Source organism: Phormidium tenue FACHB-1050 (assembly GCF_014696925.1).
Classification (GTDB): Bacteria; Cyanobacteriota; Cyanobacteriia; order Pseudanabaenales; family Pseudanabaenaceae; genus Pseudanabaena.
Genome location: NZ_JACJQY010000017.1, coordinates 70,421 through 95,218, shown reverse-complemented (window position 1 = coordinate 95,218; position 24,798 = coordinate 70,421). Strand labels below are relative to the sequence as shown.

Annotated in this window: 22 protein-coding genes and 1 riboswitch; of the genes, 11 read left to right on the top strand and 11 right to left on the bottom strand. The window is 42.3% G+C overall.

Annotated features, from left to right (window positions below):
* Positions 1–146: 146 nt before the first annotated feature.
* The gene (locus H6G05_RS12340; protein ID WP_190578458.1) at positions 147–518 is read right to left on the bottom strand and encodes a hypothetical protein; all 372 of its coding nucleotides are present in this window, start codon (positions 516–518) and stop codon (positions 147–149) included.
* Positions 519–1,242: 724 nt separating this feature from the next.
* Here H6G05_RS12340 and H6G05_RS12335 point away from each other — a divergent pair.
* The 3 genes from H6G05_RS12335 to H6G05_RS12325 all read left to right on the top strand — a co-directional run bounded on the left by H6G05_RS12335 (position 1,243) and on the right by H6G05_RS12325 (position 3,989).
* Positions 1,243–1,698, top strand: a complete 456-nt coding sequence (locus tag H6G05_RS12335) for a QcrA and Rieske domain-containing protein (protein WP_190578457.1) — start codon at positions 1,243–1,245, stop codon at positions 1,696–1,698.
* Positions 1,699–1,950: 252 nt separating this feature from the next.
* Positions 1,951–2,649 carry a response regulator transcription factor gene (locus H6G05_RS12330; protein ID WP_094534589.1) on the top strand — a complete coding sequence of 233 codons (699 nt, stop codon included), beginning with the start codon at positions 1,951–1,953 and terminating at the stop codon, positions 2,647–2,649.
* A gap of 98 nt (positions 2,650–2,747) precedes the next feature.
* On the top strand, positions 2,748–3,989 hold the full coding sequence (locus H6G05_RS12325; RefSeq protein WP_190578456.1) for a tetratricopeptide repeat protein: 1,242 nt from the start codon (positions 2,748–2,750) through the stop codon (positions 3,987–3,989).
* Between the two features lie 18 nt (positions 3,990–4,007).
* On the opposite strand, the gene H6G05_RS12320 is transcribed toward H6G05_RS12325, so the two are convergent.
* Positions 4,008–5,930 carry a protein kinase domain-containing protein gene (locus H6G05_RS12320; RefSeq protein WP_190578455.1) on the bottom strand — a complete coding sequence of 641 codons (1,923 nt, stop codon included), beginning with the start codon at positions 5,928–5,930 and terminating at the stop codon, positions 4,008–4,010.
* A 374-nt stretch (positions 5,931–6,304) separates the two neighbouring features.
* Between H6G05_RS12320 and H6G05_RS12315 the strand changes: the two genes are divergently transcribed.
* The 4 genes from H6G05_RS12315 to H6G05_RS12300 all read left to right on the top strand — a co-directional run bounded on the left by H6G05_RS12315 (position 6,305) and on the right by H6G05_RS12300 (position 10,671).
* Positions 6,305–8,437, top strand: a complete 2,133-nt coding sequence (locus H6G05_RS12315) for an adenylate/guanylate cyclase domain-containing protein (protein ID WP_190578454.1) — start codon at positions 6,305–6,307, stop codon at positions 8,435–8,437.
* Between the two features lie 44 nt (positions 8,438–8,481).
* On the top strand, positions 8,482–9,912 hold the full coding sequence (locus H6G05_RS12310) for a mechanosensitive ion channel domain-containing protein (protein WP_190578453.1): 1,431 nt from the start codon (positions 8,482–8,484) through the stop codon (positions 9,910–9,912).
* A 335-nt stretch (positions 9,913–10,247) separates the two neighbouring features.
* Entirely contained in the window at positions 10,248–10,394 is a 147-nt protein-coding gene (locus H6G05_RS12305; protein WP_456356024.1) for a chlorophyll a/b-binding protein, read from the top strand.
* 67 nt (positions 10,395–10,461) lie between these two features.
* Positions 10,462–10,671, top strand: a complete 210-nt coding sequence (locus tag H6G05_RS12300) for a chlorophyll a/b-binding protein (protein WP_190578451.1) — start codon at positions 10,462–10,464, stop codon at positions 10,669–10,671.
* An 80-nt stretch (positions 10,672–10,751) separates the two neighbouring features.
* Here H6G05_RS12300 and H6G05_RS12295 read toward each other — a convergent pair whose 3' ends face one another.
* Together H6G05_RS12295 and H6G05_RS12290 are read right to left on the bottom strand one after the other, a co-directional pair.
* Entirely contained in the window at positions 10,752–11,600 is an 849-nt protein-coding gene (locus H6G05_RS12295; RefSeq protein WP_190578450.1) for a class I SAM-dependent methyltransferase, read from the bottom strand.
* 129 nt (positions 11,601–11,729) lie between these two features.
* A complete protein-coding gene (locus H6G05_RS12290) occupies positions 11,730–12,179 on the bottom strand; it encodes a hypothetical protein (RefSeq protein WP_190578449.1) in 450 nt (149 codons plus the stop codon).
* Positions 12,180–12,206: 27 nt separating this feature from the next.
* Positions 12,207–12,354: riboswitch (cobalamin riboswitch) on the bottom strand.
* A gap of 254 nt (positions 12,355–12,608) precedes the next feature.
* On the opposite strand from H6G05_RS12290, the gene H6G05_RS12285 reads away from it, so the two are divergent.
* From H6G05_RS12285 to H6G05_RS12275, 3 genes are read left to right on the top strand one after another with little or no spacing between them, the layout of a single operon-like run.
* The gene (locus H6G05_RS12285; RefSeq protein ID WP_190578448.1) at positions 12,609–13,907 is read left to right on the top strand and encodes an ATP-binding protein; all 1,299 of its coding nucleotides are present in this window, start codon (positions 12,609–12,611) and stop codon (positions 13,905–13,907) included.
* A gap of 32 nt (positions 13,908–13,939) precedes the next feature.
* Positions 13,940–18,787, top strand: coding sequence for a WD40 repeat domain-containing protein (locus H6G05_RS12280; protein ID WP_190578447.1), 4,848 nt, complete (start codon positions 13,940–13,942; stop codon positions 18,785–18,787).
* A 19-nt stretch (positions 18,788–18,806) separates the two neighbouring features.
* On the top strand, positions 18,807–19,052 hold the full coding sequence (locus H6G05_RS12275) for a hypothetical protein (RefSeq protein ID WP_190578446.1): 246 nt from the start codon (positions 18,807–18,809) through the stop codon (positions 19,050–19,052).
* Positions 19,053–19,129: 77 nt separating this feature from the next.
* Here H6G05_RS12275 and H6G05_RS12270 read toward each other — a convergent pair whose 3' ends face one another.
* From H6G05_RS12270 to H6G05_RS12240, 7 genes are all read right to left on the bottom strand, one after another.
* A complete protein-coding gene (locus H6G05_RS12270) occupies positions 19,130–19,273 on the bottom strand; it encodes a hypothetical protein (protein ID WP_190578445.1) in 144 nt (47 codons plus the stop codon).
* A gap of 106 nt (positions 19,274–19,379) precedes the next feature.
* Positions 19,380–19,751 carry a Uma2 family endonuclease gene (locus H6G05_RS12265; RefSeq protein WP_408962474.1) on the bottom strand — a complete coding sequence of 124 codons (372 nt, stop codon included), beginning with the start codon at positions 19,749–19,751 and terminating at the stop codon, positions 19,380–19,382.
* Between the two features lie 80 nt (positions 19,752–19,831).
* Positions 19,832–20,062, bottom strand: a complete 231-nt coding sequence (locus H6G05_RS25630; RefSeq protein ID WP_277874760.1) for a Uma2 family endonuclease — start codon at positions 20,060–20,062, stop codon at positions 19,832–19,834.
* Positions 20,063–20,126: 64 nt separating this feature from the next.
* A complete protein-coding gene (locus H6G05_RS12255; RefSeq protein ID WP_190578443.1) occupies positions 20,127–20,627 on the bottom strand; it encodes a DUF29 domain-containing protein in 501 nt (166 codons plus the stop codon).
* Positions 20,628–20,859: 232 nt separating this feature from the next.
* Positions 20,860–20,979: a photosystem II reaction center protein PsbM gene (gene psbM / locus H6G05_RS12250; protein ID WP_009625880.1), complete on the bottom strand. Its 120-nt coding sequence runs from the start codon at positions 20,977–20,979 to the stop codon at positions 20,860–20,862.
* A 136-nt stretch (positions 20,980–21,115) separates the two neighbouring features.
* Positions 21,116–22,009, bottom strand: a complete 894-nt coding sequence (locus tag H6G05_RS12245) for a S1 RNA-binding domain-containing protein (protein WP_190578442.1) — start codon at positions 22,007–22,009, stop codon at positions 21,116–21,118.
* 236 nt (positions 22,010–22,245) lie between these two features.
* Positions 22,246–22,638 (bottom strand): hypothetical protein, encoded by a 393-nt coding sequence (locus H6G05_RS12240; RefSeq protein ID WP_190578441.1) that lies wholly within the window; start codon positions 22,636–22,638, stop codon positions 22,246–22,248.
* Between the two features lie 225 nt (positions 22,639–22,863).
* On the opposite strand from H6G05_RS12240, the gene ftsH reads away from it, so the two are divergent.
* Complete coding sequence (gene ftsH, locus H6G05_RS12235; protein ID WP_190578440.1) at positions 22,864–24,753, top strand: ATP-dependent zinc metalloprotease FtsH; 1,890 nt, start codon at positions 22,864–22,866, stop codon at positions 24,751–24,753.
* Positions 24,754–24,798: the final 45 nt, after the last annotated feature.

Genomic DNA, 24,798 nt, shown 5'->3' with positions numbered 1-24,798 from the left:
GAAAATCTACCTATCATTTTTGATGAATATCTTCCTAAATGGAATTATAGAGCTATTCCTCAAAATAACTGAAATGCATAAGTTATTTATTTTTCATTCCTTAGGGCAAGAATCTCTAGGGGGGTTGCTATGAAAAGAGGTAGTGATCAAGAGGGAATGGTATAAAAAAGGAAGCAATTGAGCAGGGAAAACCGATGGAAACTGAGAGCATTATCGGGACGCACCCAAGAACTTTGATTTCCTCTTGATGAAGTGAATACCGTCCGACCTTCCCCTTGCTTCAGCGCTTCAACCACACCCTTCGGCAAAGCCGTAGCTAAAAAATCTGCTGGCAGATCGCCTTTAGCACTAGCCATCCCCTCCGCATGACAACTATCAACGATTACCCAGAGCCTCTTCGTCTCGATCTGTTTTAATCTCTCACTCAAATTTTGAGCAGAAAGCGCTGTCTTGGGAATATCTTCGCGATCGAAGTCATGCTGGAGCAAATAATAAGCACTGCTGGAAAGGTCAAACATTCCATGCCCAGAATACTAAATGATGATCGTCTATGCCCAAAAATTCACATCAGTCAGCACAGCTTTAAGCGCTTGAGCATCCTTAACCGTTACTGGAAGCGCCCAACGCGGATTAGCAGTATTATCAACTCCAATCAATAAGCGATCGCAATTATGTTAGCTGGCTCCATATTTACATCTCACGATTTAACCTGATTTTCTCATGATTATGGCTAATCGATTAAGCCGAAAGCCGATAATATAGCAAAACTTGCTTTGCTATAAGCCAAAGAAAGCAAAAGGCAAGGAAAAACTCGTATTGCCCCTGCCCCAATAATTCAGATTTTGTAGGGACTGCGCCACAGGGCAATCCCTAGACTTAGATGATTGCAGGAATTCCATCCACATAACATCAGTTCTTATTTTGAAGTAAGGATAAAATCTTGCGTGTTTCTTTAATCGGAAGAAACATCACGAATTCACCAAGGAAGATGAAGACAATAGCAACAAGATCGCTCATGCTCTTACAAACTTAGACAGACTCAAGTATGTAGGGTTTTCCAAGCAAGCGAGGTACAAAGGTTTGTTTCCCTGCCGAAGGCAGGGAAACAAACCTTCACTAGACTGATAAACGCTATACAGCAATGCAAAACTTGCATTGCTGATGTTACATAGAACGCGGATATACTTTATCTAGACTGAGTTAATCTTTGCAATAAATTTAACTAACGCACAGAAAACACATATGAATCTAAATCGCCGTAAGTTACTTTCTTGGGTTGGGTTAGGATGGCTAGCTAGCCTTCTGCCTTCGTCATTAGTTGGATGTAGTGAAGCTACTCCTCCTACAGCATCAACACCTGCATCAACATCTACAACTGTCGCTGCTGCACCTAGCGGTACTTTTCAGTTGATCGGTACAGTTGCTCAACTGAGTACAGATGGTTCTTTGATGTCCTCAGACAAGAAAATTGCTGTGGTACGCGATCCTAAAGATGAAACTAAGCTATTGGCTGTTAATCCAACCTGTCCACACAAAAGCTGCACTGTAAAATGGGAGAAGGCGAATAAAGAATTTGTTTGTCCTTGTCATGATGCCAAATTTGCGCCTGATGGTGCAGTTCGCCAAGGTCCCGCTGATAAACCACTACAACGTTATGCTTCTAAAATTGAGAACGGAGAAGTATTTGTTAGTGCATAACTAGTTAATAATATTGCTTTGCAAAACTTTTAACTAAAGGCGGCGTGAAGCGCCGCCTTTAGTTATTGCTATAGCTTTAATCACTTGCATTAAGACATAAAACCCACAAAGCGAGTGGCGGTGCTTTACACTGCCACTCGCTTTGTGGGTTTTATGTCTTAACAAGACTGACGATCGCTATAAATGCTTGAGGATTGCTATATATTGGTTAATGTGGCGATCGCAGAATAAAAGCATAATTGAAGGGAAACTATGTCAGGACATATCCTGCTTGTGGATGATGAACCAGGGCTGAGAGAGGCGGTACAGGCTTATCTTGAGGATAGTGGCTTTGCTGTGCAAGTTGCCAACAATGCAAGGGATGCATGGCAATTGCTTGAGCAGACCACACCCGATCTCGTGATTTCGGACATCATGATGCCGCAGGTGAGTGGGTATGAATTTCTGAAGCAAATGCGCGAAGATGTGCGGTTTTTAAATTTGCCTGTGGTGTTTTTGACGGCAAAGGGCATGACCAAGGATCGCATCGAGGGCTATAACGCGGGTTGTGATGCCTATTTGTCGAAGCCTTTTGATCCTGATGAGTTAGTGGCGATCGCCGAAAATTTGATTGCCCGTCGAGCGATCCAAGCGGTGACAGCAAATAGCAACACCTCAGAAATCACCGATCTAGCAGGTCAGCTTGCGGAAATTAAGGCGCTACTGAAACAAAAACCAGCGATCAATGTGACACCACCACCGATCAAGCTTGAGTTTACGCCAAGGGAGCAGAGCGTTTTGGAGCTTGTGGTTGAGGGCTTGATGAATAAAGAAATTGCTAAGCGGCTTGGCACAACCATTCGGAATGTGGAGAAATATGTCAGTCGGCTATTTAGTAAAACTGGTACAAGTAGCCGTACCGAACTGGTACGGTATGCATTGCAACATGGATTGATTGATGCCTATTCATAAAAGTAAAGCTAATTTAATATTTGTTGATAAATTTTTTATGTGTATGATTTAATTGGCAATAAACTTACGAGATTTAGCAATTATGAGGGCTAGAGTCAATGCAAAAGTTTACGCCAAAAAAAACTAATTCACTAGTTCCAATACCCTGCACTATTTTCTTAGAACTAGTATTAGCTGCTACTATCCTGAACTGCCCTCAATTTTTGCAATCAGTCCAAGCTCAACACTCTTCTCAGGCAAGTTCTACTCTGTTGTCTCAAGCAGGAAATGATACTTCTGTTTGGAATAAAAATGACCGTGAAAGCTTTAAGTTTGAGCAGTATCGACAAGCTTTTGAAGAACATGACAAAGCATCTCGAATTAAGCCTAATGATCCTGTTGTTTGGAAGAAACGTGGGGATGCTCTTCGCAATCTAGGGCGATATTTAGAGGCTGCTAATTCCTATGATAAAGCTACTCAACTTAAGCCTAACGATCCGATTATTTGGCAAAATTTAGGTCTTGCACTCTATAGACGTGGATATTATCAAGATGCGATTGATGCTTATAAAAAAGCAGTTGAGCTGAATCCTGATGCTGCTGATGCTTTGAATTGGCTTGGTAATTCTTTGCGAGAAGCAGGAAATTACCAGAAGGATTTAGGACGTAATCAAGAAGCATTAAAACTATATCAAGAGGCTGATTCTGCCTATAGCAAAGCAATTAAGTTACCTCGACAGTTTGGCAATTCTGAATATCTATACAACCGTAGTTTGGCTCTGCGGCAGCAAGGACTAGTCTTTGATAGGATGGGACAAAAAGAGGATGCGAAAAAGCTCTATACACAGGCTCTTGATTCTCTTAACAAGTCTATTCTTCGTCAACCAAATCCATTACGTTTATATCAGAGAGCGCGATTTCTAATTGATCTTGAAAGATATACAGAAGTTTTGTTAATCCTTGATAATGCTCTGAAACTGGCTTCTGGAGATATTCAGCTAAGAGTTAGTCCTTTTGATTTAAGTGAAGCAGATATTTCAACTGTTAGAATCTCTAGGGTTTGGCATCTTAAAGGTGTGACTCTTTTTAGGGATAGGAGATATTTAGAAGCTTTTGAGGCGTTTAACCAAGCAGTAAAACTCAATGCTTATTCTTTAGTAACTAGGGTTGATTTTGATTGGGTTAAGATCGACAAAGATTTGGATGCTCAGAACTCTTGGTTTGGGATAGGTGCGTCATTGGCAGAGTTAGGAAGAGATAAAGAAGCTCTTAATGCTTTGAATAAGGCAATTGAACTACAGTCAGACTATACAGAAGCTATCGAACTCCGAAATGAATTGTTGCGTAGCAAAAAGGAGTAAAAACCCTGTTAATGAAAGCTACTGGTTGCCTGTAGTTAGATCTTTGGGATTGGTTCTAGTTGTTTGATTTGTTTTTGGAGTTTCTATTACAGGTGGCTCTGTTACAGGTGGACTTGTTTTTGGAGTTTCTTTTACAGCTGGCTCTGTTACAGGTGGACTTGTTTTTGGAGTTTCTTTTACAGCTGGCTCTGTTACAGGTGTACTTATAACACCAGCCTGAGTACCAATTTTTTCCCAGTCTATTATTTGCCTCCGAAAAAAAGGTAACGTAACCTTATCTAATTCTGCGCTCGCTTCTTCCCATCGTCCTTGAGATAAAGCTATTTTTGCCAATTCTAAAGCCTTTCTCTCTTTTTCAAATTGCGTCTGCCATTGATTTGTAAGTAAAGGGATTTTTCTGCCTGTTGGAGTGTTCAAAGGAATTTCTTGTAGTAGGGTGATCGACTCTTTTAGCTTACCCTCTTCATACATTGTTGTAGCAATACCTAAAATTTGTTGTGACCATTGCTCAATTAAGTTCTGAGACTCTGGATACACCGAACTAGTGGGATTAATTTTGGTCGCGATCGCGATCGCTTCTTTGAACTTATTGTCTTTTGCAAAATTCTGAGCCTTTAGCAATTGCGCTTTTCCTTCAATCTCGCTTAATCCATTGAAGCATTCTTTTTGTAGTCCTTGTATGGTCAAAGAATCATTCACACTAGCGATCGCCTTGGCGCGATCAATACATTCTTGATATTTACCTTCAGCTTTTAATCTCCGAATTTTTTCTATTGCTTCAAGGCGCTTATTAGTTTCAGCTTGTTGCCAAAATAAATAACCTGAAATTGAGGCGATCGCCGTTATAACAACCACCCCAATTGCAACATAAGGATACTTTTTGCGTTGTGGCGATAGATTAATTGGTTCTACTAGATTTATTGCAGAAACGTCTTCTTCCTTTTCAGTTGGTAATACAACTGTCGAAGGTGTCTCTATAGATATAGGAGATATAGGTACTGAGGGAGAGATAGTGTCTAGATCGGCGCTGACTATAGTTGAATTTGGTTCATTGATAGAGGCGATCGCTTCTTCAGTTAATTGAATTGGAATAATGGTTGAGTCAAAAGCACTTGGTCTTTGCAGATTTTGTAAAGCAGCTAAAGCCTCAGTTCCATTTTGAAAACGCTGTGAAAAATGAGGACGAGTCATCTTATCCAAAAAGTCAGCAAGCTCAGAATTAATATTAGGAACAAGATCGCGCCAGATAATCTCCCCCGTTTTTTGATCTTCGGGCATTTGGCTAGGTGTCACACCAGTAAGTGCATGAATACACATCATTCCCGTTGCATAGATATCACTAGCAAACTTCGGTCTACCATTAGCTTGCTCATCAGGCATATAGCCAGGAGAGCCAATTGTGAGTGTAAAGCTTGTATATCCTTGATGACTAATTGTGTGGATGCTAGTTTCCTTAACTGCTCCAAAGTCAATCAGGACAACTTTTCCATCGGAAGCACGTTTAATCAAATTAGAAGGCTTAATATCGCGATGGATTACATTTTGTTGATGTACAAATTCTAAAGTTTGCAGTACTTCTTCTAATAGCCAAAAAGTGAAAGAGTCGCTTAATTTTTTACCAGGGATTATTTCTTGACTGAGTACAACTCCTTCAATCATTTCTTGTGCTAAATAAAATTCATTTTCTTCCTCAAAATGAGCTAAGAGTGCAGGAATTTGACTATGTTTGCCTAGTTTGTAAAGAGTCTGAGCTTCACGATCAAATAGCTTTCGGGCAGATTCTAAAACAAACGAACGAGTATCCTTAGGCTTGAGTTGCTTGATCACACATTTAGGATGACTAGGTAGGTGTATATCTTCAGCAATAAAGGTTTGCCCAAAACCACCACGTCCCAATTCTTCACAAATTTTGTAACGACTTACAAGAATCTTTCCTAGCATAGTTTTCATGCATAGTTTAACTTGAGAATATATAGCAATCTTAAATGGTTTGCAGAAGCGCACCCCGAAGGGGTGCGCTTCTGCAAACCCAAAAATCTACAAATGATTTAGGACTGCTATATTAAGTTACATAAACATAGCAAATATGGCGTTTCCTAGTCTAGTGAAGTAAAGGTTTGTTTCGATCACGAAGTTGGAGAAACAAACCTTTGTACCTTGATTGATTTCAAAGCGCTATAGCAGTTCTAGGAGAGCAAGCGCAAGACATGTATTTACTAAGTATTCGGTATATTTAGTGCCATATAGCAATAAGAATTAGCGGTACAACATACAGTATTTAATGCTTTGCGTCCTCGGTTTATAAAGATTTTTATATGCAATGGTTTAAATTTAATTGGCTGAGTATTAAGTCGAAACTGATCGTGATGCTGCTAACTGTGAGCAGTAGCTCGATCCTAGTGACAGCATATCTGGGTTATCAAAGCGGTAAGTCCAATTTGACCGATCGCGTGTTTAATCAATTAACCAGTGTGCGGGCTTCCAAGGCTTATCAAATCGAATCCTATTTCAAAACAATTAGTAATCATATTCAAACGCTGAGTATCGATCCTTCAGTGGGAACAGCGCTCTCCGAATTTACGAACGCATACCGACAGCTTGAAAATGTGCCATTACCAGCCGATGCTTTGCCCAAAATTAATGCTTATTATCAGAATGAATTTCTGCCCAAATTAGCGCAAACAGAGCAAGGTTCTCCTGTTCTGAATTCATTTTTACCAGAAGCGATCGCGAGTAATTATCTGCAATATCATTACATCGCCAATAATTCTAATCCCATTGGCAAAAAGCATCTTTTAGATAAAGCCAATGATAGTAGTGAATATAGTCGCCTCCATGGTCGCTATCATCCGATCTTTCGGAATATTATTGAGAAATTTGGTTACTATGATTTGTTCCTAATTGATCCTGATGGTCGAATAGTTTATACAGTTTACAAAGAGACAGATTTTGCTTCTAGTCTCACTGTTGGCGCTTACAACGAGAGTAATCTTGCCCGTCTATTTGCCTCAGTGCGACGTTCTAAAGAAAAAGACTATGCGCGGATTATCGATCTGGAGTCTTATGCTCCTTCCTATGGTGCTCCAGCCGCTTTTATTGCCGCTCCTATTTATAATCAAGATAAATTTATCGGCGTTCTCGCGATTCAAGTACCAGTTGATGAGATTAATAATGTGATGACTGGTAATCGCAAATGGGAAGCTGATGGCTTAGGCAAAAGTGGTGAAACTTATCTAGTTGGTCCAGATTACTTAATGAGATCGGTCTCGCGATTTTTGATTGAAACACCCGAAGAATACTTAAAAACTCTAGTTGCTTTAGGCGTAAATAACGAAACAATTAATCGGATTCGTCAATACAAGACCTCGGTTTTAGCTCAAGCTGTCAAGACTACCGCTGTAGAGGAAGCGATGACGGGTAAGCAAGACATTAAAATTATCCGTGATTATCGTGATATTCCTGTCCTGAGTTCTTACTCACTTTTACAAATAGAAGGATTGAAATGGGCGATTCTCTCAGAAATAGATTTAGCAGAAGCCTATGCTCCAATTTATGATTTTGAACGACAGTTAGTAATTTCGGCAACTTTACTAATGTTGTTAGTAATTTTATTGGCGATGATGATGGCTTCTTTGTTTGTGAAGCCGATTAATCAATTAATTACCAGCGCTCGTAAAGTAGCGGCGGGTCAACTGGATGCGATCGCAGTTTTAGAAACTGAAGATGAATTTGGAGAACTAGCGCAATCTTTTAATTTGATGGTGTCAAGTTTGCGCGATCAAACTGATTTGGTTGAAGAGAAAAATCGTGAGAATGAGCAGTTGTTGCTGAGCATCTTTCCTGCGGCGATCGCTAAACGTTTGAAACAAGGTGAAAAGAATATTGCCGAAAGTGCTTCTAATGTGACGGTGCTATTTTCGGACTTAACGGGCTTCTCAAAGTTGTCAGATTCGCTTACAGCTTATGAAATTGTGAGCATTCTCAATGATCTAGTCACCAGTTTTGATGAAACCGCTGATCGCTATGGTATGGAAAAAATCAAAACCATTGGTGACAGCTATATGGCGGTTTGTGGCTTGTCCGTTCCCTATCTCGACCACGATAAACGGGCGATCGATTTTGCGATAGAGATGCAAGCGATCGTGCGTCGTTTTAGTCAAGAGCGTGGTTTCCAATTAAACATTAGTTTGGGAATTAACTCAGGTGATATCGTGGCAGGCATCGTCGGCAGAAATAAATTTATCTACGATGTTTGGGGTGACACGATTAATATTGCTAGTGCCTTAAAGGCGGCTTGTCCTGAAGGCTCAATTTTAGTTTCCCACGAGATTTACCATCGCCTCTGCGACCTCTATGAGTTTGCGCCACTAGCCACCAAAGTGGAAGATGGCGCAAACTCGTTACAAGCATGGCAACTCAAAAGCACGATCAAAATTAAACCGAGTTAAAAAAATGGCTTCGCCATGTTTTTAACTCATTAGGAAATCCCAATATGCTGCAACCTAGTGCCAATTATCTGTTTATTTGGGCGATCGCTTTAATTGTCGGACTAGCTCTGTCGGTAATTATTCTCGGCGAAGTGATCTATCGCTTACAACATCGCCGCCGCCCCCTCGCCGCCACATTGCAAGTAGTGCGAAACTTGGTGCTGCCAATGCTCGCCTTCATGTTGTTTATCCAGTACGTGTTACAGCGTCCAGCCAGTGATGACATCGTGAAGAGTGTACAGACCCTCTTTTGGATTTGCGTACTCCATGCAGCGCTCTCTTTGCTAAATGCGGTGATTTTTGAGCAAGCAAAGGCTGATACTTGGCGAGCGCGAGTTCCTAAACTCTTAATCGATTTATTTCGCTTGTTTTTAGTACTCCTAGGCACTGCGATCGTCTTAGCTACAGTCTGGAATGCTGATCTGGCGGGATTAGTTACAGCTCTGGGAGTTAGCTCGATTGTGATTGGTTTAGCGTTGCAAGATACTCTCGGCAGTGTCATGTCAGGGATTGCCCTACTATTTGAGCGCCCCTTTTCGGTGGGGGATTGGCTGACAGTGGGCGGAGTGACGGGTCAGGTGATTGATATCAATTGGCGGGCTGTGCGTTTGCAAACCTTTGAGCGCGAGATGGTGATCATTCCCCACAAGCTGATCGGCAATGAAATTATTCGCAACTTTAGCCGCCCGATCGCCATTCATGCAGAACGGATTCGCCACGGATTCTCTTATAATGATCCGCCAAATTTAGCCAAGCATGTCCTGTTAACTACGGCTCTAGAGACTGAAGGTATCTTAAAAGACCCTGAGCCAGAAATTTTTACGATTTCCTATGATGACTTTGCGATTACCTATGAGGTGAAATTTTATATCAGTGATTACTGTGACATTGAAAGCATTCGCGATCGCTTTATGAGTCGGATCTGGTATGCCGCCCAACGCAATAGCCTGACGATTCCTTTCCCCATTCGCACGCTTTACCATTTTCATGGACCCACCTCACAGGCGCAAGGCACATCCAAAAAATTTACCGAAAGCCTCCAATCCTTACCTTCTTTTGTGCCATTACAAAATCCTGATTCTGCCGCTGATGGCATTGATTTACAACATTATGGCGCAGGTGAGAAAGTCATCTGGCAGGGAACTAGTAATAATGCGCTTTACATTGTGATTGCAGGTAAAGCAATGATGACCGTATGCGATCGCGATCATCTCGAACATGAATTGTTAACCATCAAAACTGGCGAATTTTTTGGGGAGATGACCCTTTTTTCTGGTGAACCTAGTCCGATATCGGTAACTGCGATCGCTGATCTAGAAGTAATGATGCTGTCGGCAAATGCTGTTAATCAAATGATCGATCGCCAGCCTAGTTTTGCCCGTGAAATCAGTCAGATCCTAGAAACTCGCCGTCGCGTTGTAAATACCATAGAGTAGCAACGCTTCACGTTGCTACTCTATAATTACCGATTTTAGTGTTTCCAGCGCCTTCGGCGCTGGAAACACTAAAATCGGTTTTTTGAAAGTCCGCCGTTGGCGGGCTTTCAAAAAACCGATTTTTACAATGAGCATTGCTGCTATAGCTCATCACTTGACTACCTCTTTGTATAGGTACAGCCAAATAGTCATCCATACCTTTAGCTAGATTCACATCTTGAAATACTTTGTTATATTTCTTTACATAAGGAATTCAAACAAAGGAAAAAGCAATGTCTAACAGCTATAGAGTCGATGACCGCGGTGTACTTAACAACTTCGCAATTGAGCCCAAGATGTATGTTGAAGAAACCACAAAGGCTGGCTTTACACCTTATGCTGAATTACTAAACGGTAGACTTGCCATGATTGGTTTTGTCTCTCTCCTTATTACAGAAGCTGCTACGGGGCATGGATTGATTTGGTTGCTGGGGAATCTATAAATTTTGATTGATTCTAATCAAAGTATTTAAAACAAATTAAAAAAGAACTTAAACAGAGGAAAAAACAATGACGAATAGCTATAGAGTTGATGATCGCGGTGTACTTAACAACTTCGCAATTGAACCCAAGATGTATGTTGAAGAAACCACAAAGGCTGGCTTTACACCTTACGCAGAGCTACTAAACGGTAGACTTGCCATGATTGGCTTCGTATCTCTCCTCATTACTGAAGCCGCTACAGGACATGGATTGATTTGGTTGCTAGGGAATCTATAAACCTTGACTGTTCCCGATCAAAATGTTTGAGACAAAGTAAAAACGATTATTCGACCCTACCGAAAGGTAGGGTTTTTTATTTAGATTTTCTGCCAAAGCTGGATTTCATAACACAGATGCTTATGAAAAAGATTAGAGGCTTGTAGCCCTTCAGCAATCAATTTTTTGATTGACTTGCCGAAGAAGTAGCGCAGAACTTTATAGATTGGTGGCACGGCGATCGCAATCAGATTACCAACATATTTCATCGTAGAAACCCCAAAAGTTTGGAAGCTCTGGACGCAGATATCTAGAGTTGGGGCAATATGTGCGGAAATGTCATCCGTCTTGATCAACTTAAATCCAGCCTTCTCCATTGACCTATGCAGATCGGCATTAATCAGACAGTTGGAAAACATCCCTTCCTTATATTCAGGATCTTTCCGCAACATATCAGCTAACAGGACATAACTGCCAGATTTCGTCACCGCAGCCGAACCTTCGGCAATCATTTCTGGTGACATATATTGAGTACTTTCGCTAAATAGAACTAGGTCATAGGTAAGCTGCGAAGAATACTTTTCAGGGGCTTTCACAAATTCTTGAAAAATATCAATATGAAATAAAGCTTTCCCTTTGGTGCGTTCTAGGAAGTTAGCTTGTTGCAGTGGATCAGGCGCTAATCCCTCAACTTGCAAACCCTTCTCAATCATCGCCACGGCATTATCACCATTGCCACAGCCGACATCTAAGACTGTATGAATATCGGTTGGCAGAAAAGATAGAAGATGTGTTGCGTAGGCTTCTTGGGCAGCACGCAGTTTGGTGACAGTCAACTCATCTGTGGGTGAAGGAATTGGTTCCCAATAACCATAGTGAAGATAGGAAGAGCCTGTCAGATCTCGGTAGTACTGGAGTGCAGCGTTTTGGTAGCGAATTACATTGTTCATAGATTAGTTAATATAGCAGTTTTCACAATAGGCATCTGGAACTTAATACTTAATAAATAACCCATTTTTGGTGAGGTTGGCTTAGCCAACCTCACCAAAAATGGGTTATTTAATGGCAGCTTTTTATGCTCATTTAATGTATGTTTCTAGGCAGGGCTGAAATTCTTCCCATCGGCGGCTGACTTGCTCGTAACAGTCGGGAGGAAAAATTTTCAGGTTTTGAAAGAGATTGATTTCGAGATGCTGCTCCATTTTCATCAATAGAACAATCTCTTTATTTGGGGCATAATTACCGACAGCTTGCACCAAAACAGTGATCAATTCTTGATCGAGGGAAAAAGCTTGAATTGAAGAGATTAATTCTTGTTCAGCAATAAACTGGGATTTGAATTGGGTGACTTCTAAACCTGTGTTACTGGGAGCGATCGCACTGCGATCGATATCACAAACTACTACTCCGCGACCATGTTGCAAAAAGCCTTGCCATGCCGAATAGCCGATCATCATTAAGTTGTTGTGAATAAAGCTTTTTTGCCAATAGCCAAAATTGCCTTGCCAGTCACTGTCTTTTAACTTCATCTATTACCTCGTAGATGTAGATTTATGGATTTTAAATAAGCTTCGGCGGGCGTTCTGACTTTTTCTGCTTACCAGCAGAAAATCACAGTTGCGGGACAGCGTTGGATTTACACCAATCTTTCCCCATTACTTTCAGTGACTGCTCCTCACTAAAACCGAAAGCTGAAGTCAAAGTATAACATTAGGACTTACATAGCCCTGCACTCAAGTGCGTGCTAAAAGCTCAAACCCGTTGAAACGGGTTAACTTAAATTATTCTGTAGTCCACTGAAGTACAAAATGGCTTTGCCATTTTGTACTTTTAAAACCTTACTGGGTTTGGTTTTTAATTCACAAAAGTGTTAGTCCACTTTCGTGAATTGGTATTACATCCGCTATATTAGGAAAGGCGGCACTTGATATGGCTCATCCTCATCCTAAAATCCGACTATGGATCTTGAACTTTCGCGATTTTATAAGGCTTGTAATCCCACGCATCCCCTTGATTCTAGTAACGAAGAGGATCGCAGCTATTATGTCGATCTCTCAACGGTACGTGGGGCAAGACTAATCGAGAGCATGGTACGCACGATCGCACGGATAGCTCCCGATGAGGCGACTTGCCAACTCTTTACAGGGCATATTGGCTGTGGCAAGTCAACGGAGCTTCTGCGGTTGAAATATTTGCTAGAACAGCAAAAGTTTCATGTAGTTTATTTTGAATGCGATCGCCAATTAGAACTAAGTGATGTTGATGTTAGTGATGTACTACTAGCGATCGCAGGACAAATCAGCAAAAGTCTTGAAGATCAAAACATCAACTTAGCAGTACCAGAATATTTCAAAAAATTATTTGGCGAACTCAAAGATGTGTTTAAAACTAATCTTGATCTGAGTGCCAACTTTAAGCTTTCTGTGGGGATTGCCGAAATTACTGCCCAAGCAAAAAATAGTCAGTCACTGCGGCGGCAAATGCGCGAGAAATTAGAATCACGGACAAGTAGCATTATCAATTCAATTAACAAAGAGATTTTGGCTCCTGCAAAGCAAAAGCTAAAGGCTAAGAATATGGCAGGCTTGGTGGTCATTGTAGACAACCTCGATCGCATCGAAAATCGGATCGATCCTAAGGAACAAGCTAAAGCTGGATATTTGTTTGTAGAGCGTGGCGATCAATTGCGTGGACTAGATTGCCATATGTTATATACAGTTCCATTGTTATTGACCTTTTCTAATGATGTGGCGATTGTTACTAGTCGATTTGGAACCGATATTAGAACTTTGCCGATGGTTCCTGTACTGTTAAAAGATGGGAATGTCTGCGATGTGGGAATAGCATTATTGCGTCAAATTGTGATGTCGAGAGCTTTCCCAACTGTAAATCCAGTGCAGCGTATTAGTTCTGAATATGTAAGCAAAGTATTTGATAAAGCAGAAACCCTCGATCGCCTATGTCAAGTTAGCGGTGGTCATGTTCGCAACTTATTTCGCTTACTCTACGCTTGTTTGCAACAGGATGATCCTCCAATCACAGCAGAGTTGTTAGAGGGTATCATCGCCAAGGAACGGAATGATGTAACCAAAACGATGACTGATGATGAATGGAAATTAATTAACGAGGTACAGCAAGATAAGAAGGTAAGCGGTGAATCGGAATATCAGACATTGATCAAGAGCAGATTTGTGTTTGAGTATGAGTATCAAAATGAAGGTTGGTTTGACATAAATCCCATTCTGATTGCGAAGTAAGTAAAGTAGAGCAATAAGTAGGCGAGAAAACTATGAGTGTTGCTGATGTTAATCAAAAGTCTTTGAGGCAGTTAACGCGCATTGTGCAGCTATCGCAAGGGTTTTCATTGTCGATCGCTTTATGTAACTATCGCGTATTGCAGGAGCGGGTATTGCAGGACTTGCGATCGCAACTTGCCGAGAATGGCTTACCTGAAACTGCGATCGCCATACTTGAACTAAAACCTGATGCAAAGACTTTACTTGCACCGATTCAGGAATTGATGGGCGAGGTGCATCAATTGCCAGCTGAGCAGAAGCCCAAGGTGTTGATGGTTTTGGGCTTGGATGCAGTTACAGAAATCGAAGCGGTTTTGAAATCGGCAAATCGGGTCAGGGAAGAATTTGCCAATTGTTTGGAATTTCCGATGGTGCTTTGGCTGAACGATTACACTCAGGATATTTTGACTCGCGAGGCAAGCGATCTGGCAAACTGGACTACGGCGGGGGCGATCGAGTTTCAGCTTGAGGCGATGGAATTACAGGAACTGGTGCAAGATTCGATTAGAGCGATGTTCGATCGCTATTTGCAGTCTCAAGGTTTGGGGGATTGGGATGCGAGTTTGCAGCAGTTTGAACTAATTACGGCGATCGCGGACTTAGAGGCTCAAGCCATTGAGATTAGTGATGAAATTAGCGCAGGTTTAGATTTTGCGTTTGGCTGTATGGCGATGACTGAGGGGGGAATTGGGAAAGCAAAAGCTTTATTTGAGAGGAGTTTAGCCTTTTGGCGACAATCGGGGAATCAACTTAAACAGGCTGTATGTCTATTGCAATTGGGATTAGGCGATCGCAGTTTGGCGATGCGTGAGCGCTATCAAAAGCAGCCTTTTTATGTAACTTCTCAGCAGTATTTAGCTGAAAGTATAGATATTTTGCGGAACCTGCAACGGGGGGAATTGATGGCTTTGTATATCAATTTCTTGACTGCAACATGGGAGGAGTTATTAGCCCTCAGCCCCACTGGGGCTGAGGGATTAGAATCTCTCGTCAATGAAGCATTATCTCTCCATCAAATCTATCCCAATCTCCTGCGCGAATCCCACGATCGCGGGATTCTTGCGTCAGTGAAATTGATGCAACAGGACTATCGGGCGGCGAAGGAAGCGGCGGAAGCGGCACTGGCGCTATATGTCCAAGGGGAAGCGCTACAATTGTCTAACCTTGCACCTTCGCGGCGCTATGGCTATGCCGAATATGAGCTTTGGTTGGCGAAAGCTTTGGAGGGATTGGGCGATCGCGAAGGGGCGATCGCGAGACTAGAGTGTGTGCGCGATCGCTGGCTTCGTGAGCAGCATCCCTATGACGCGCAGATCTATGTATCGGTTTTAGAGGAGTTGCGATCGCTTTACACTGCGTCGGGGCTATATTTGGAAGCTTTTGAGACTAAGCAACATCAGCGATCAGTGGAGCAGCAGTATGGGCTAAGGGCTTTCATCGGTGCGGGGACTTTGAATCCGAAACGGGAAAGAACTAATTTCGATATGTATGCGAATGTTGCGGAACAGTCCGACAAGATCGCGCAGGAAATTGAGGCTTCTGGTCGGATGCTGGATGTGGAGAAGTTGGTCGATCGCATTGGTCAGGCGCGATATCCTTTGACTGTGATTCATGGTGATTCGGGTGCGGGGAAAAGCTCGATTTTGATTGGTGGTTTGGTTCCCGCCTTACGTGCAAAGGGAACCATTGATGGGCGCAAGGTGTTAGTTTTTGCGATTAAAAATTACAAAGATTGGAGTGCAGAAGTTAAACACAAGTTACAAAAATATTTTGGTGATCGCCGTCCCGATCTCGACCCAATTCATCATTTCAAACGGAATATTGATGAGAATTATTTAACGGTTTTAATATTCGATCAGTTTGAGGATTTCTTTTTTAAGAAAGAAGATTTTCGCGATCGCTTGCCGTTTTACAAGTTCCTGAAGGCTTGTTTGCATACGGATTTTGTGCGGGTGGTGTTGTCGCTGCGGGAGGACTATCTGCATTATTTGTTGGAATGCGATCGGGCTGTGGATTTGGAAAAGGTGGAGAATGATATTCTCGGTAAGCAGGTGCGGTACTATTTGGGGGATTTTACTCAGGATCAGGCGCGACAGGTGATCGAGGCGTTGACTAGGCGATCGCAGTTACGTTTAGAGCCTGAGTTAATTGATCGCCTTGTGACGGATTTGAGTGGTGAGCAGTTGCGGATTTTGCCGATTGAGTTGCAGGTGGTGGGGGCACAGTTGGAGTCGGAGGTTCCGCCGATCGCGAATCTGCGTGAGTATCTTGCCTTGACGGGGGATACGCATCGTAAGCCGAGTGAGGTTTTGGTGGAGCGGTGGTTGGAAAATGTGGTGCGGGATTGTGGGGTGGGGAATCAGGTTTTGGCGGAGAGGGTGTTGTATGCGTTGACGGGGAATGAGGAGAAGCGTCCACAAAAGACGCAAGCGGAGCTTGCTAGTGAGTTGTTGGGGGTGGGATCTGGTGATGGTTTGGGGGTTCGATCCCCCCGCCCCCCCTTGCAAAGGGGGGCTTTGGATTCTTTAGGAAGTATAGATAAATCAGTCCCCCTTTCTAAGGGGGATGCCGAAGGCAGGGGGAGCGAACCTCTGAACGAAGCAGAAAATCTCTCGCTGGTGCTAGCGGTTCTCGTTGGTTCTGGGCTTGCTTTTCGGGTGAGTAGTTCACCTGATGACCGCTTTCAGTTGATTCATGATTATTTAGTTAGCTTTATTCGCAAGAAATATGTCTTCGGGATGGCGGAAGAGTTGCGGATGACCAAAGAATACTTGCGATCGGCTTTGGCTGAAAAAAAGAAGGAACTACAACGCGCCGAAATTGCCGAAATCGAAGCTTTGAGTATTTCCTGTGAGGCTTATTGGCTGGCGAATAAAGAGTTAGAAGCAATGATCGCAGGAGTAAAGGCTGTTAAGCGAATTTTAAAATCGGACATTAGCAACAAACTTTCCTACTATGTAAAAAACAAAGCTTTTGGAAGACTATGGGAAGTAATTTATGACATTCGAGAATTTAATTGTCTTGAAAAGCATAGCAGTGAGGTTAGAAGCTTAGCATTCTCTCCTGATGGTAAAACAATAGTCTCTGGTAGTTTTGATAATACTCTTAGACTATGGAATGTTGAGGGGAAAGAGTTGCTTACTATCAAAGGACACAGCAAGTGGGTAACTAGCGTAGCTTTCTCACCTGATGGCAAAATAATTGCCTCAGGTAGTTTTGATAATATGATAAAACTGTGGAGCTTGGAAGGTAAAGAATTAGCTACTTTTTATGGACATAGTGATGTAGTTTGGAGTGTAGCTTTCTCAAATGATGGTAAAACAATAGCCTCTGGAAGTGCTGACAACACGATCAAATTATGGAATCTAGAAGGTAAAAACCTTCATACTTTATCAAGTCACAGTAGTGTGGTAAGAAGCGTGAGTTTCTCTCCAGATGGCAAAATAATTGCTTCTGGTAGTTTTGACAACACGATCAAGTTATGGAATCTACAAGGAAAAAAGCTACGTACTTTTAAGGTGGATAGTGGTGTTAGAAGTGTGAGTTTTTCACCTGATGGCAAAATAATAGCTTCTGGGAATGCTGACAACACAATCAGATTATGGGATTTAGAAGGAAAAAAGCTGTTAACTTTAGCTGGTCACAGAAATAGAGTTAGAGTCGTGGCTTTTTCTCCCAAAAACGAAATGATTGCCTCTGGCAGTATTGATAACACTATTAAAGTTTGGAATTTAGATGGCAAAGAACTGCTTACTCTTACAGGACACGTTCAAGGTGTTAGTAGTGTGGTATTTTCCCCAGATGGCAAAATGATCGCTTCTGGCAGTGCTGATCACACAATCAAACTATGGAACTTGAAAGACAAAAATTTACGTGTTTTAGTAGAACACCATAACGTTAACAGTGTGGTATTTTCATCCTTGTGTGGAGATTCTCTAAATAATTATGGTACAACGCTTATTTCTGGTAGCGATAATTCAATCAAATTGTGGGATATAAAAGGGATAGAAATACTTGCTTTGACTGGACATAGCGAGGAAGTCAGGAGTGTAGCTTACTCACATAATAGTAAATTGATTGCCTCGGGAAGTGCCGATCAGACGATCAAATTGTGGAATCTTGATGGAGAGTTATCCACTATATCAGGACATAGCGGTGGTATTAGAGGTGTGGCTTTTTCTCCAGATGGAAAAATAATAGCTTCTTGTAGTTCTGACAAGACAATCAAATTGTGGGATCTACAAGGAAGAGAAATAGTAACTCTGTCTGGTCATAGCAAGTGGGTTAGGGGTGTGGCTTTTTCTCCAGATGGAAAAATAGTAGCTTCTTGTAGTTCTGACAAAACAATCAAATTGTGGAGTATAAATGGAGAAGAACTCCTTACAATAACAGGACACAGTAACGAAGTTTGGAGCCTATCATTTTCTCCAGATGGAAAAACAATTGCTTCTGGTAGTGATGACAACACAGTCAAGTTATGGAATCTAAAAGGTTTAGAACTGCGTACCTTAACTGGGCATCTTAAGAGGGTTATGAGTGTGGCTTTTTCCTCAGATGGGAAAATGATTGCCTCTGGCAGTTATGACAAAACAATCAAATTGTGGGATTTGCAAGGTAATGAACTATGTACACTCAAAGGACATAATAACTGGATAAATTGTGTAACATTTTCACCTGATAGCAAAGTTGTAGTCTCTTGTAGTAAGGACAACACAATCAGATTATGGGACATAGATCCAGAGTTAGCCGTTTCTAAAGCCTGTGATTGGCTACGTCCTTATCTCACGAATAACCCCAATGTTTCTGAAAGCGACAGACAGCTTTTGGGAAGTAAAAAGTAGAAAGTAAAAAGGAAAAAGTTTGATTTTGGTTAATTGTGAGGGGCGAGATCTCCGACTTTTTCTGTGTAATTACAGATCGCCTTTCTCCACGACCCAAAAAGTCGGAGATCTGTATCCTTATCAGGCAGACTCAATCCGCAAATGCTACGCCCTCTCCGCTTTCAGCGATCGCTTGTCCCTGCATTTCCCTCCCCACCTTCAGCGATCGCCTGTCCCTACGTTGCGAAGTTCTGAGCAAAGCATTAATGAAGCAAAAAAGGAATAAAAGCAAAGGCAGAAGGGATAATGATAGTCCCAACTAAAAACAGATCATCATCCCCAAATCTATTATGCCAACAATTGTTACAGAGAGTGAATTTCAAAAATTCCGAGGACAGATATACAGACATTTGCGGCGATCGCCATCGCAATGCCGAAAGTCTGGCGACCAAGGGAATCGTAAAATGAGTTCCATTTGCTTGTATCTAATTGCGCCTCAATTGTCATGCAAGATCTTCATATTCAAGAAGTTCTCACCTTCGATCAACACTTTGCCCAAGCAGGATGCCAGATCCTTTAGCGCGATCGCACTGTAGATGTATTGATAGGCGATTTAGAAAATATCCTCATAAATATCTGCCATCGTTAGCGCTAGATTTATCGAGTTTAAGACTAAAGTATCCTCACTTCCTAAAACTTCCATTGTCCAATCCCCTTGCAAATCTTGCCGATAAACTTCTAATTTAATTTTATCTTGAGAAACTAAAACATATTCCTGCAAACTAGCGATCGTTTGATAATTAACCAACTTTTCGCGGCGATCGCTTGCCTCCGTACTAGGTGACAACACCTCAAAAATAACACAAGGATAATTCACAAAATATTTATCTTTATCTTCAGGATTGCAAGTAATCAGCACATCGGGATAATAGAATATCGTCTTATTTTGATTAGCCGCCTTTAACCTGACCTTCATATCCGACATAAAAACATCGCAAGCGTTATACCAAAACACAAAATGGCTACGCCATTTTGTGTTTTTAAAACCCTTACTGGGTTTGGTTTTCAATTCACAAAAGTGTTGTCACACTTTCGTGAATTGGTATTACCCCGCAACAGAGAACGTAAACGACTAGCAATATTTAAAGTAATAATATTGTGAGCCTTACTCCTCCCAGCCATCGCAAACACCTGACCGCCTAAATACTCATGGCGTACTTCACTCTTACTCTCTGCTTCTAAATATTCCGCAACTGAGAAAATATGAATCGGCGATCGCATAATTTTTGCTACCAAATTGCCACAACATTATACAACTTTAGATTTTGTCATCGCGCTCCAAACATTTGAGGCAATTCGCCTACTCAGGCAAAAAGTCTTCATCACGCACTTGCTCAGAAGTAAAAGGGCAGATCTCAGGGAAATGAGCTAAAGGTAATCTTGTTTCAATTTTGGCTTGTTTCCTCGCATCAAGATAACATTCATCAAAAATTTCCTGAAAATAATTCCTTAAACTAGGACTACTCTTGAAAATCTTCCGAATCCGCCGCCGATGCTCAGCGATACTCTTTTCCCAGCTTCTTGTGCGTTTGTTCGGTTGATATTGCCATTTAAGCAAATGTAGTAAAACCACAACTAAATCACTACTTAAAGCATGTTTATCACTATTTCCCATCGATTCCACTTCTTCGATTAAATTCCCCACATCTAGTTCTGCTAATCTGCCCTCACGCAATAACTGGGCTGTCGCCTCAACCCACAGATTAAAGTCACATTCATAGAGCGAAGTAAGTGAATCAAGGGAATTATTAGCGATCGCTGGTTCGTGGATATCTTGTGTCTCTAAGTAAGCCTGTGTCATCAGCTTTTCCTCAAAGTTTTATTCGCTATTAATCCTGAGGGTAACATAAATGGATGAGACAGTCCTCAAAGCCGCCCAAATGAAAGCGATCGCATTTCAGCAAAGCGAGATCCAGTTGGCGGCTTACCAAAAAATAGCTGTCTGAAACCCAAAAAAAGAGAATGGTGGCGCGAAGCGCTGCCATTCTCTTTTTTTGAGGTAGAAAGCACAGCCCTAGGGCTGTGCTTTTTTACTATTTGCTGCTTTGACCTTCTTCACGGCTAGAGGTTTGGATATACAGCGTTAGCAAGAAGACGGTAGGTACAAATACGGCTAAGACAGTAGCGAGAAGACCAAGAAAATTAGTTTCCATAAATTTGAATTTGAGTGCTGATTTTTAAAGATTTTGATGACTGCTAATATTCTAAGTTCAAAATTGATTAGTCTTACGAAAAAATTAAAAAAGCCCAAAAGAAGGTGACGCAAAGCATCACCTTCTTTTGGGGAGATTAGGCTTCCCAGAGCTTACTGATATTCTTTTCGAGGCGTTCTTCGGCTTCCGCAAAGACTTGCGCTGAGTTATCCAGCATTTCACCCGCATGAAGCTCAAGGATCTTGGTGGACAGAGCAATGCGATCGCGTGACTCATCAATATCCACGACTACAGCCTTGATCATGTCATTGATCTGAAATACACGGGTGGGATCACTGACGGGCTTTTGGCTCATTTCCTTGACATGCAACAAGCCTGAAACCCCAGCAAACTCCACAAACGCCCCGAAAGGACGAATATTGGTAACTTTGCCACTGATAAGTTGCCCTTTGGCAAGTTGATTCATCGCTGCAAGTTTGGCAGCTTGACGGTTAGATAGCACCAACTTTTTGCGAGTCTCATCGGCATCTAGCACCATCACAGGAATAGTTTTGCCAACTAGTTTAGCGAGATCTGAGGTGTCAGAAAGGTGCGATCGCGGTACAAACCCACGTAAACCCACAGAATCAACGATCACACCACCGCTATTTGTGCCGATCACCTTAGTTTCAAAAACCTTGGACTCTGCTTGGTAATCACGGAGAGTCTGCCAAGCTTGCTTGAATAATAAACGGCGCACCGAAAGCTTTACTTCACCATCAGCATTCTGACTACTAATAATCAGAAATTCGTACTCATTACCCATGGGGAAAGCATCACTGTTGGAGCGCGAAGAACCACTGAGCGTGGCTTCTTCGATGGGGAGGAAACCTAAAGATTTAGCGCCAATATCGACATAAATGCCACTACTTTCGACTGACACTACCTTGCCCTTCACGGTTTGCCCAACGGCGAATTCGTAGTTATGCTCGGCGAGGGCATTGGCAAAATCATCGGCAGAAAATGGCTGAATATTTGTTGTGGCGTTCATGGATATGAATATGCGTAGCGTTGCTTGCGTGTATTTTAGTGTAATTGTCTCACAGCACCCATAAAGAATGTGAAGTAAATCTATCTTCTCCTAAAATTACTGCATTTTTTTAGAATTAGGAGCGATCGCCAAACTATAGCCGTAAAGTTGCTCCCCGCAGGGGAGCAACTTTACGGGGTTTTTGTAATTTATTTTGCACAAGTACTTAGCGATCGCCAATTAGTGGCGCAAATCGCTTATTCGGTCTTTTGTTGGCGATCGCCTAGCAGATACCCAACAAATAACCCAACTATTACCAAATCAATCGCCACAGCAACTCCTGCTTGCCCAAGATATTGGCGACCGTAAATCAACACTAAACTAACGAAGGTCAGCTTGCTCACAATTGAGATAAACACAATTAATGGACGGTTTGGAGAGTTAAACGCCCCATAGATTTGCATTGCGCCCACAAGAGTTATTAAAGCGCCCCAATTGCGGACTATGATTTCAGAAAGTTGACCTTCTAAAGAATCACCAAACAAAGAATTTAGGGCTGCTTGTGGTGCGATCGCAGCATAAAACAATGTACAAGTCAGTAAACCAGACACGAGCATGATCCACTTGATCTGAGCAGCAATCCAATTCATTGTTTTCTCTTATAGCGCTTTTCAAGCAAGCGGGGAAACAAACCTTTGTACCTCGCTTGCTTGAAAAGCGCTATATCTGAGTAGAAATATTTACCATTCTTGGAAAACAACACAAAGTGTCACCCTTATCTTTATGACAGCTTTTTTGCCAATGCACTAGACTAGTAGATAATTAAAGTCAACTGATTACCGCATCGACAGGGTTATAAGGAGCGACAGGCAGTGATGTCTTCTGGTAAAAAAATCTTTTTGGCAACCTTTTGGCGGCGCGTCAAAACGACGGTCGTAAGTTTAGCAATATTGCAAAGTGTAGCAATGGCAGTGCCAACGGCTGCTCGTGCTGATAGTGAAAATGCAGCAACGATGGGCTATACCGAGCTGCTTTCAAATGTGAAAGAAAATCGTGTTCAAAAAATTGATCTCGAAAGTAACGGCTTAGCTGCGGAAGCGGTTTTAAAAGATGGTCGCAAAGTCAGGGTTGACTTAATTGCCCGTGATGGCAATACCGAGTTGATGAAGGCTCTGAGGGAAAATAATGTCGATATCGCGGTAAAAGCCCCTCAGCAACCAACCTTAATTTGGCAACTTGCTAGTACATTTTTTGTACCGATGCTGTTGATTTTTATATTGTTAATGGTGTTACGTCGCCTTAGCAATGCTCCTGGGGGACCCGGACAAACTCTGAGCTTTGGTAAAACGAAAGCGAGATTCTCCCCCGAAGCCAAAACGGGAATCATGTTTGAAGATGTGGCTGGCATTGATACAGCGAAGGAAGAACTACAGGAAGTTGTTACATTTCTTAAACAGCCCGATCGCTTTACAGCCGTGGGCGCAAAAATCCCCAAGGGCGTGTTGTTGATTGGACCTCCTGGAACGGGGAAAACTCTACTAGCTAAGGCGATCGCAGGAGAGGCAGGGGTTCCTTTCTTCTCGCTTTCAGGCTCAGAATTTGTAGAAATGTTTGTGGGTGTGGGTGCTTCCCGCGTTCGCGATTTATTCCAAAAAGCTAAAGATAATGCTCCTTGTATCATTTTCATTGATGAAATTGATGCAGTCGGTCGACAACGTGGATCGGGCATCGGCGGCGGCAACGATGAACGTGAGCAAACCCTAAACCAGATGCTTACGGAAATGGACGGATTTCAAGGTAATTCGGGCGTGATTGTGGTTGCTGCAACTAATCGTCCTGATGTGTTGGATAGCGCTTTGCTAAGACCAGGTCGTTTTGATCGCCAAATTACAGTTGACTATCCCGACTATAAAGGTCGTCAAGAAATCCTCAAAGTCCATGCGCGTAATAAGAAACTAGAGGAAAGTGTTTCTCTCGAATCGGTGGCGCGTCTGACCCCCGGATTTGCAGGTGCGGATTTGGCAAACTTGCTCAATGAAGCTGCCATCCTAGCGGCACGACGCTATAAAGAAGCGATCGGAGAACTAGAAATTGCCGATGCGATCGATCGCATTACCATTGGGCTAAGTATGAAACCGATGCTCGATAGCTCCAAAAAACGTCTGGTTGCCTATCACGAAGTCGGTCATGCCCTAGTAATGACTTTGCTCAAAAATGCATCTTTGCTCGACAAGATTACGATCGTGCCGAGATCTGGCGGTATCGGTGGCTTTGCCAAGGGCGTTCCTGACGAGGAATATGGACTAGAGTCGCGATCGCAGATTCTCGACACGATTACGATGATGCTGGGTGGTCGTGCTGCCGAAGAAGTGGTCTTTGGTGATGCCGAAATCACTACGGGCGCATCGGGAGATTTCCAACAAGTCGCAAGGCTGACCCGCCTAATGGTGACTCAATTCGGGATGTCAGATTTAGGATTGGGCGCTCTAGAATCCGAAAGTGGCGAAGTATTCTTGGGGCGTAACTTTATGCCTCAGAGTGATTATTCTGTCAAATTAGGCGATCGCATTGATCGTCAAATTCGTCAGATTGCACAAACTTGTTACGACACAGCAAAACGTTTGATCGAAGAAAATCGCGACCTGTGCGATCGCCTAGTTGATATTCTGTTAGACGTGGAAACCCTAGATGGTGAAGAATTCCGCAAAATCGTCGCGGAATACACGCAACTCCCAGAAAAGAAAACTGCTTCAGTCAAATTCTAAGAAAAAAGGAGCGCTGAGCGCTCCTTTTTTCTTAAGGGAGCGCTC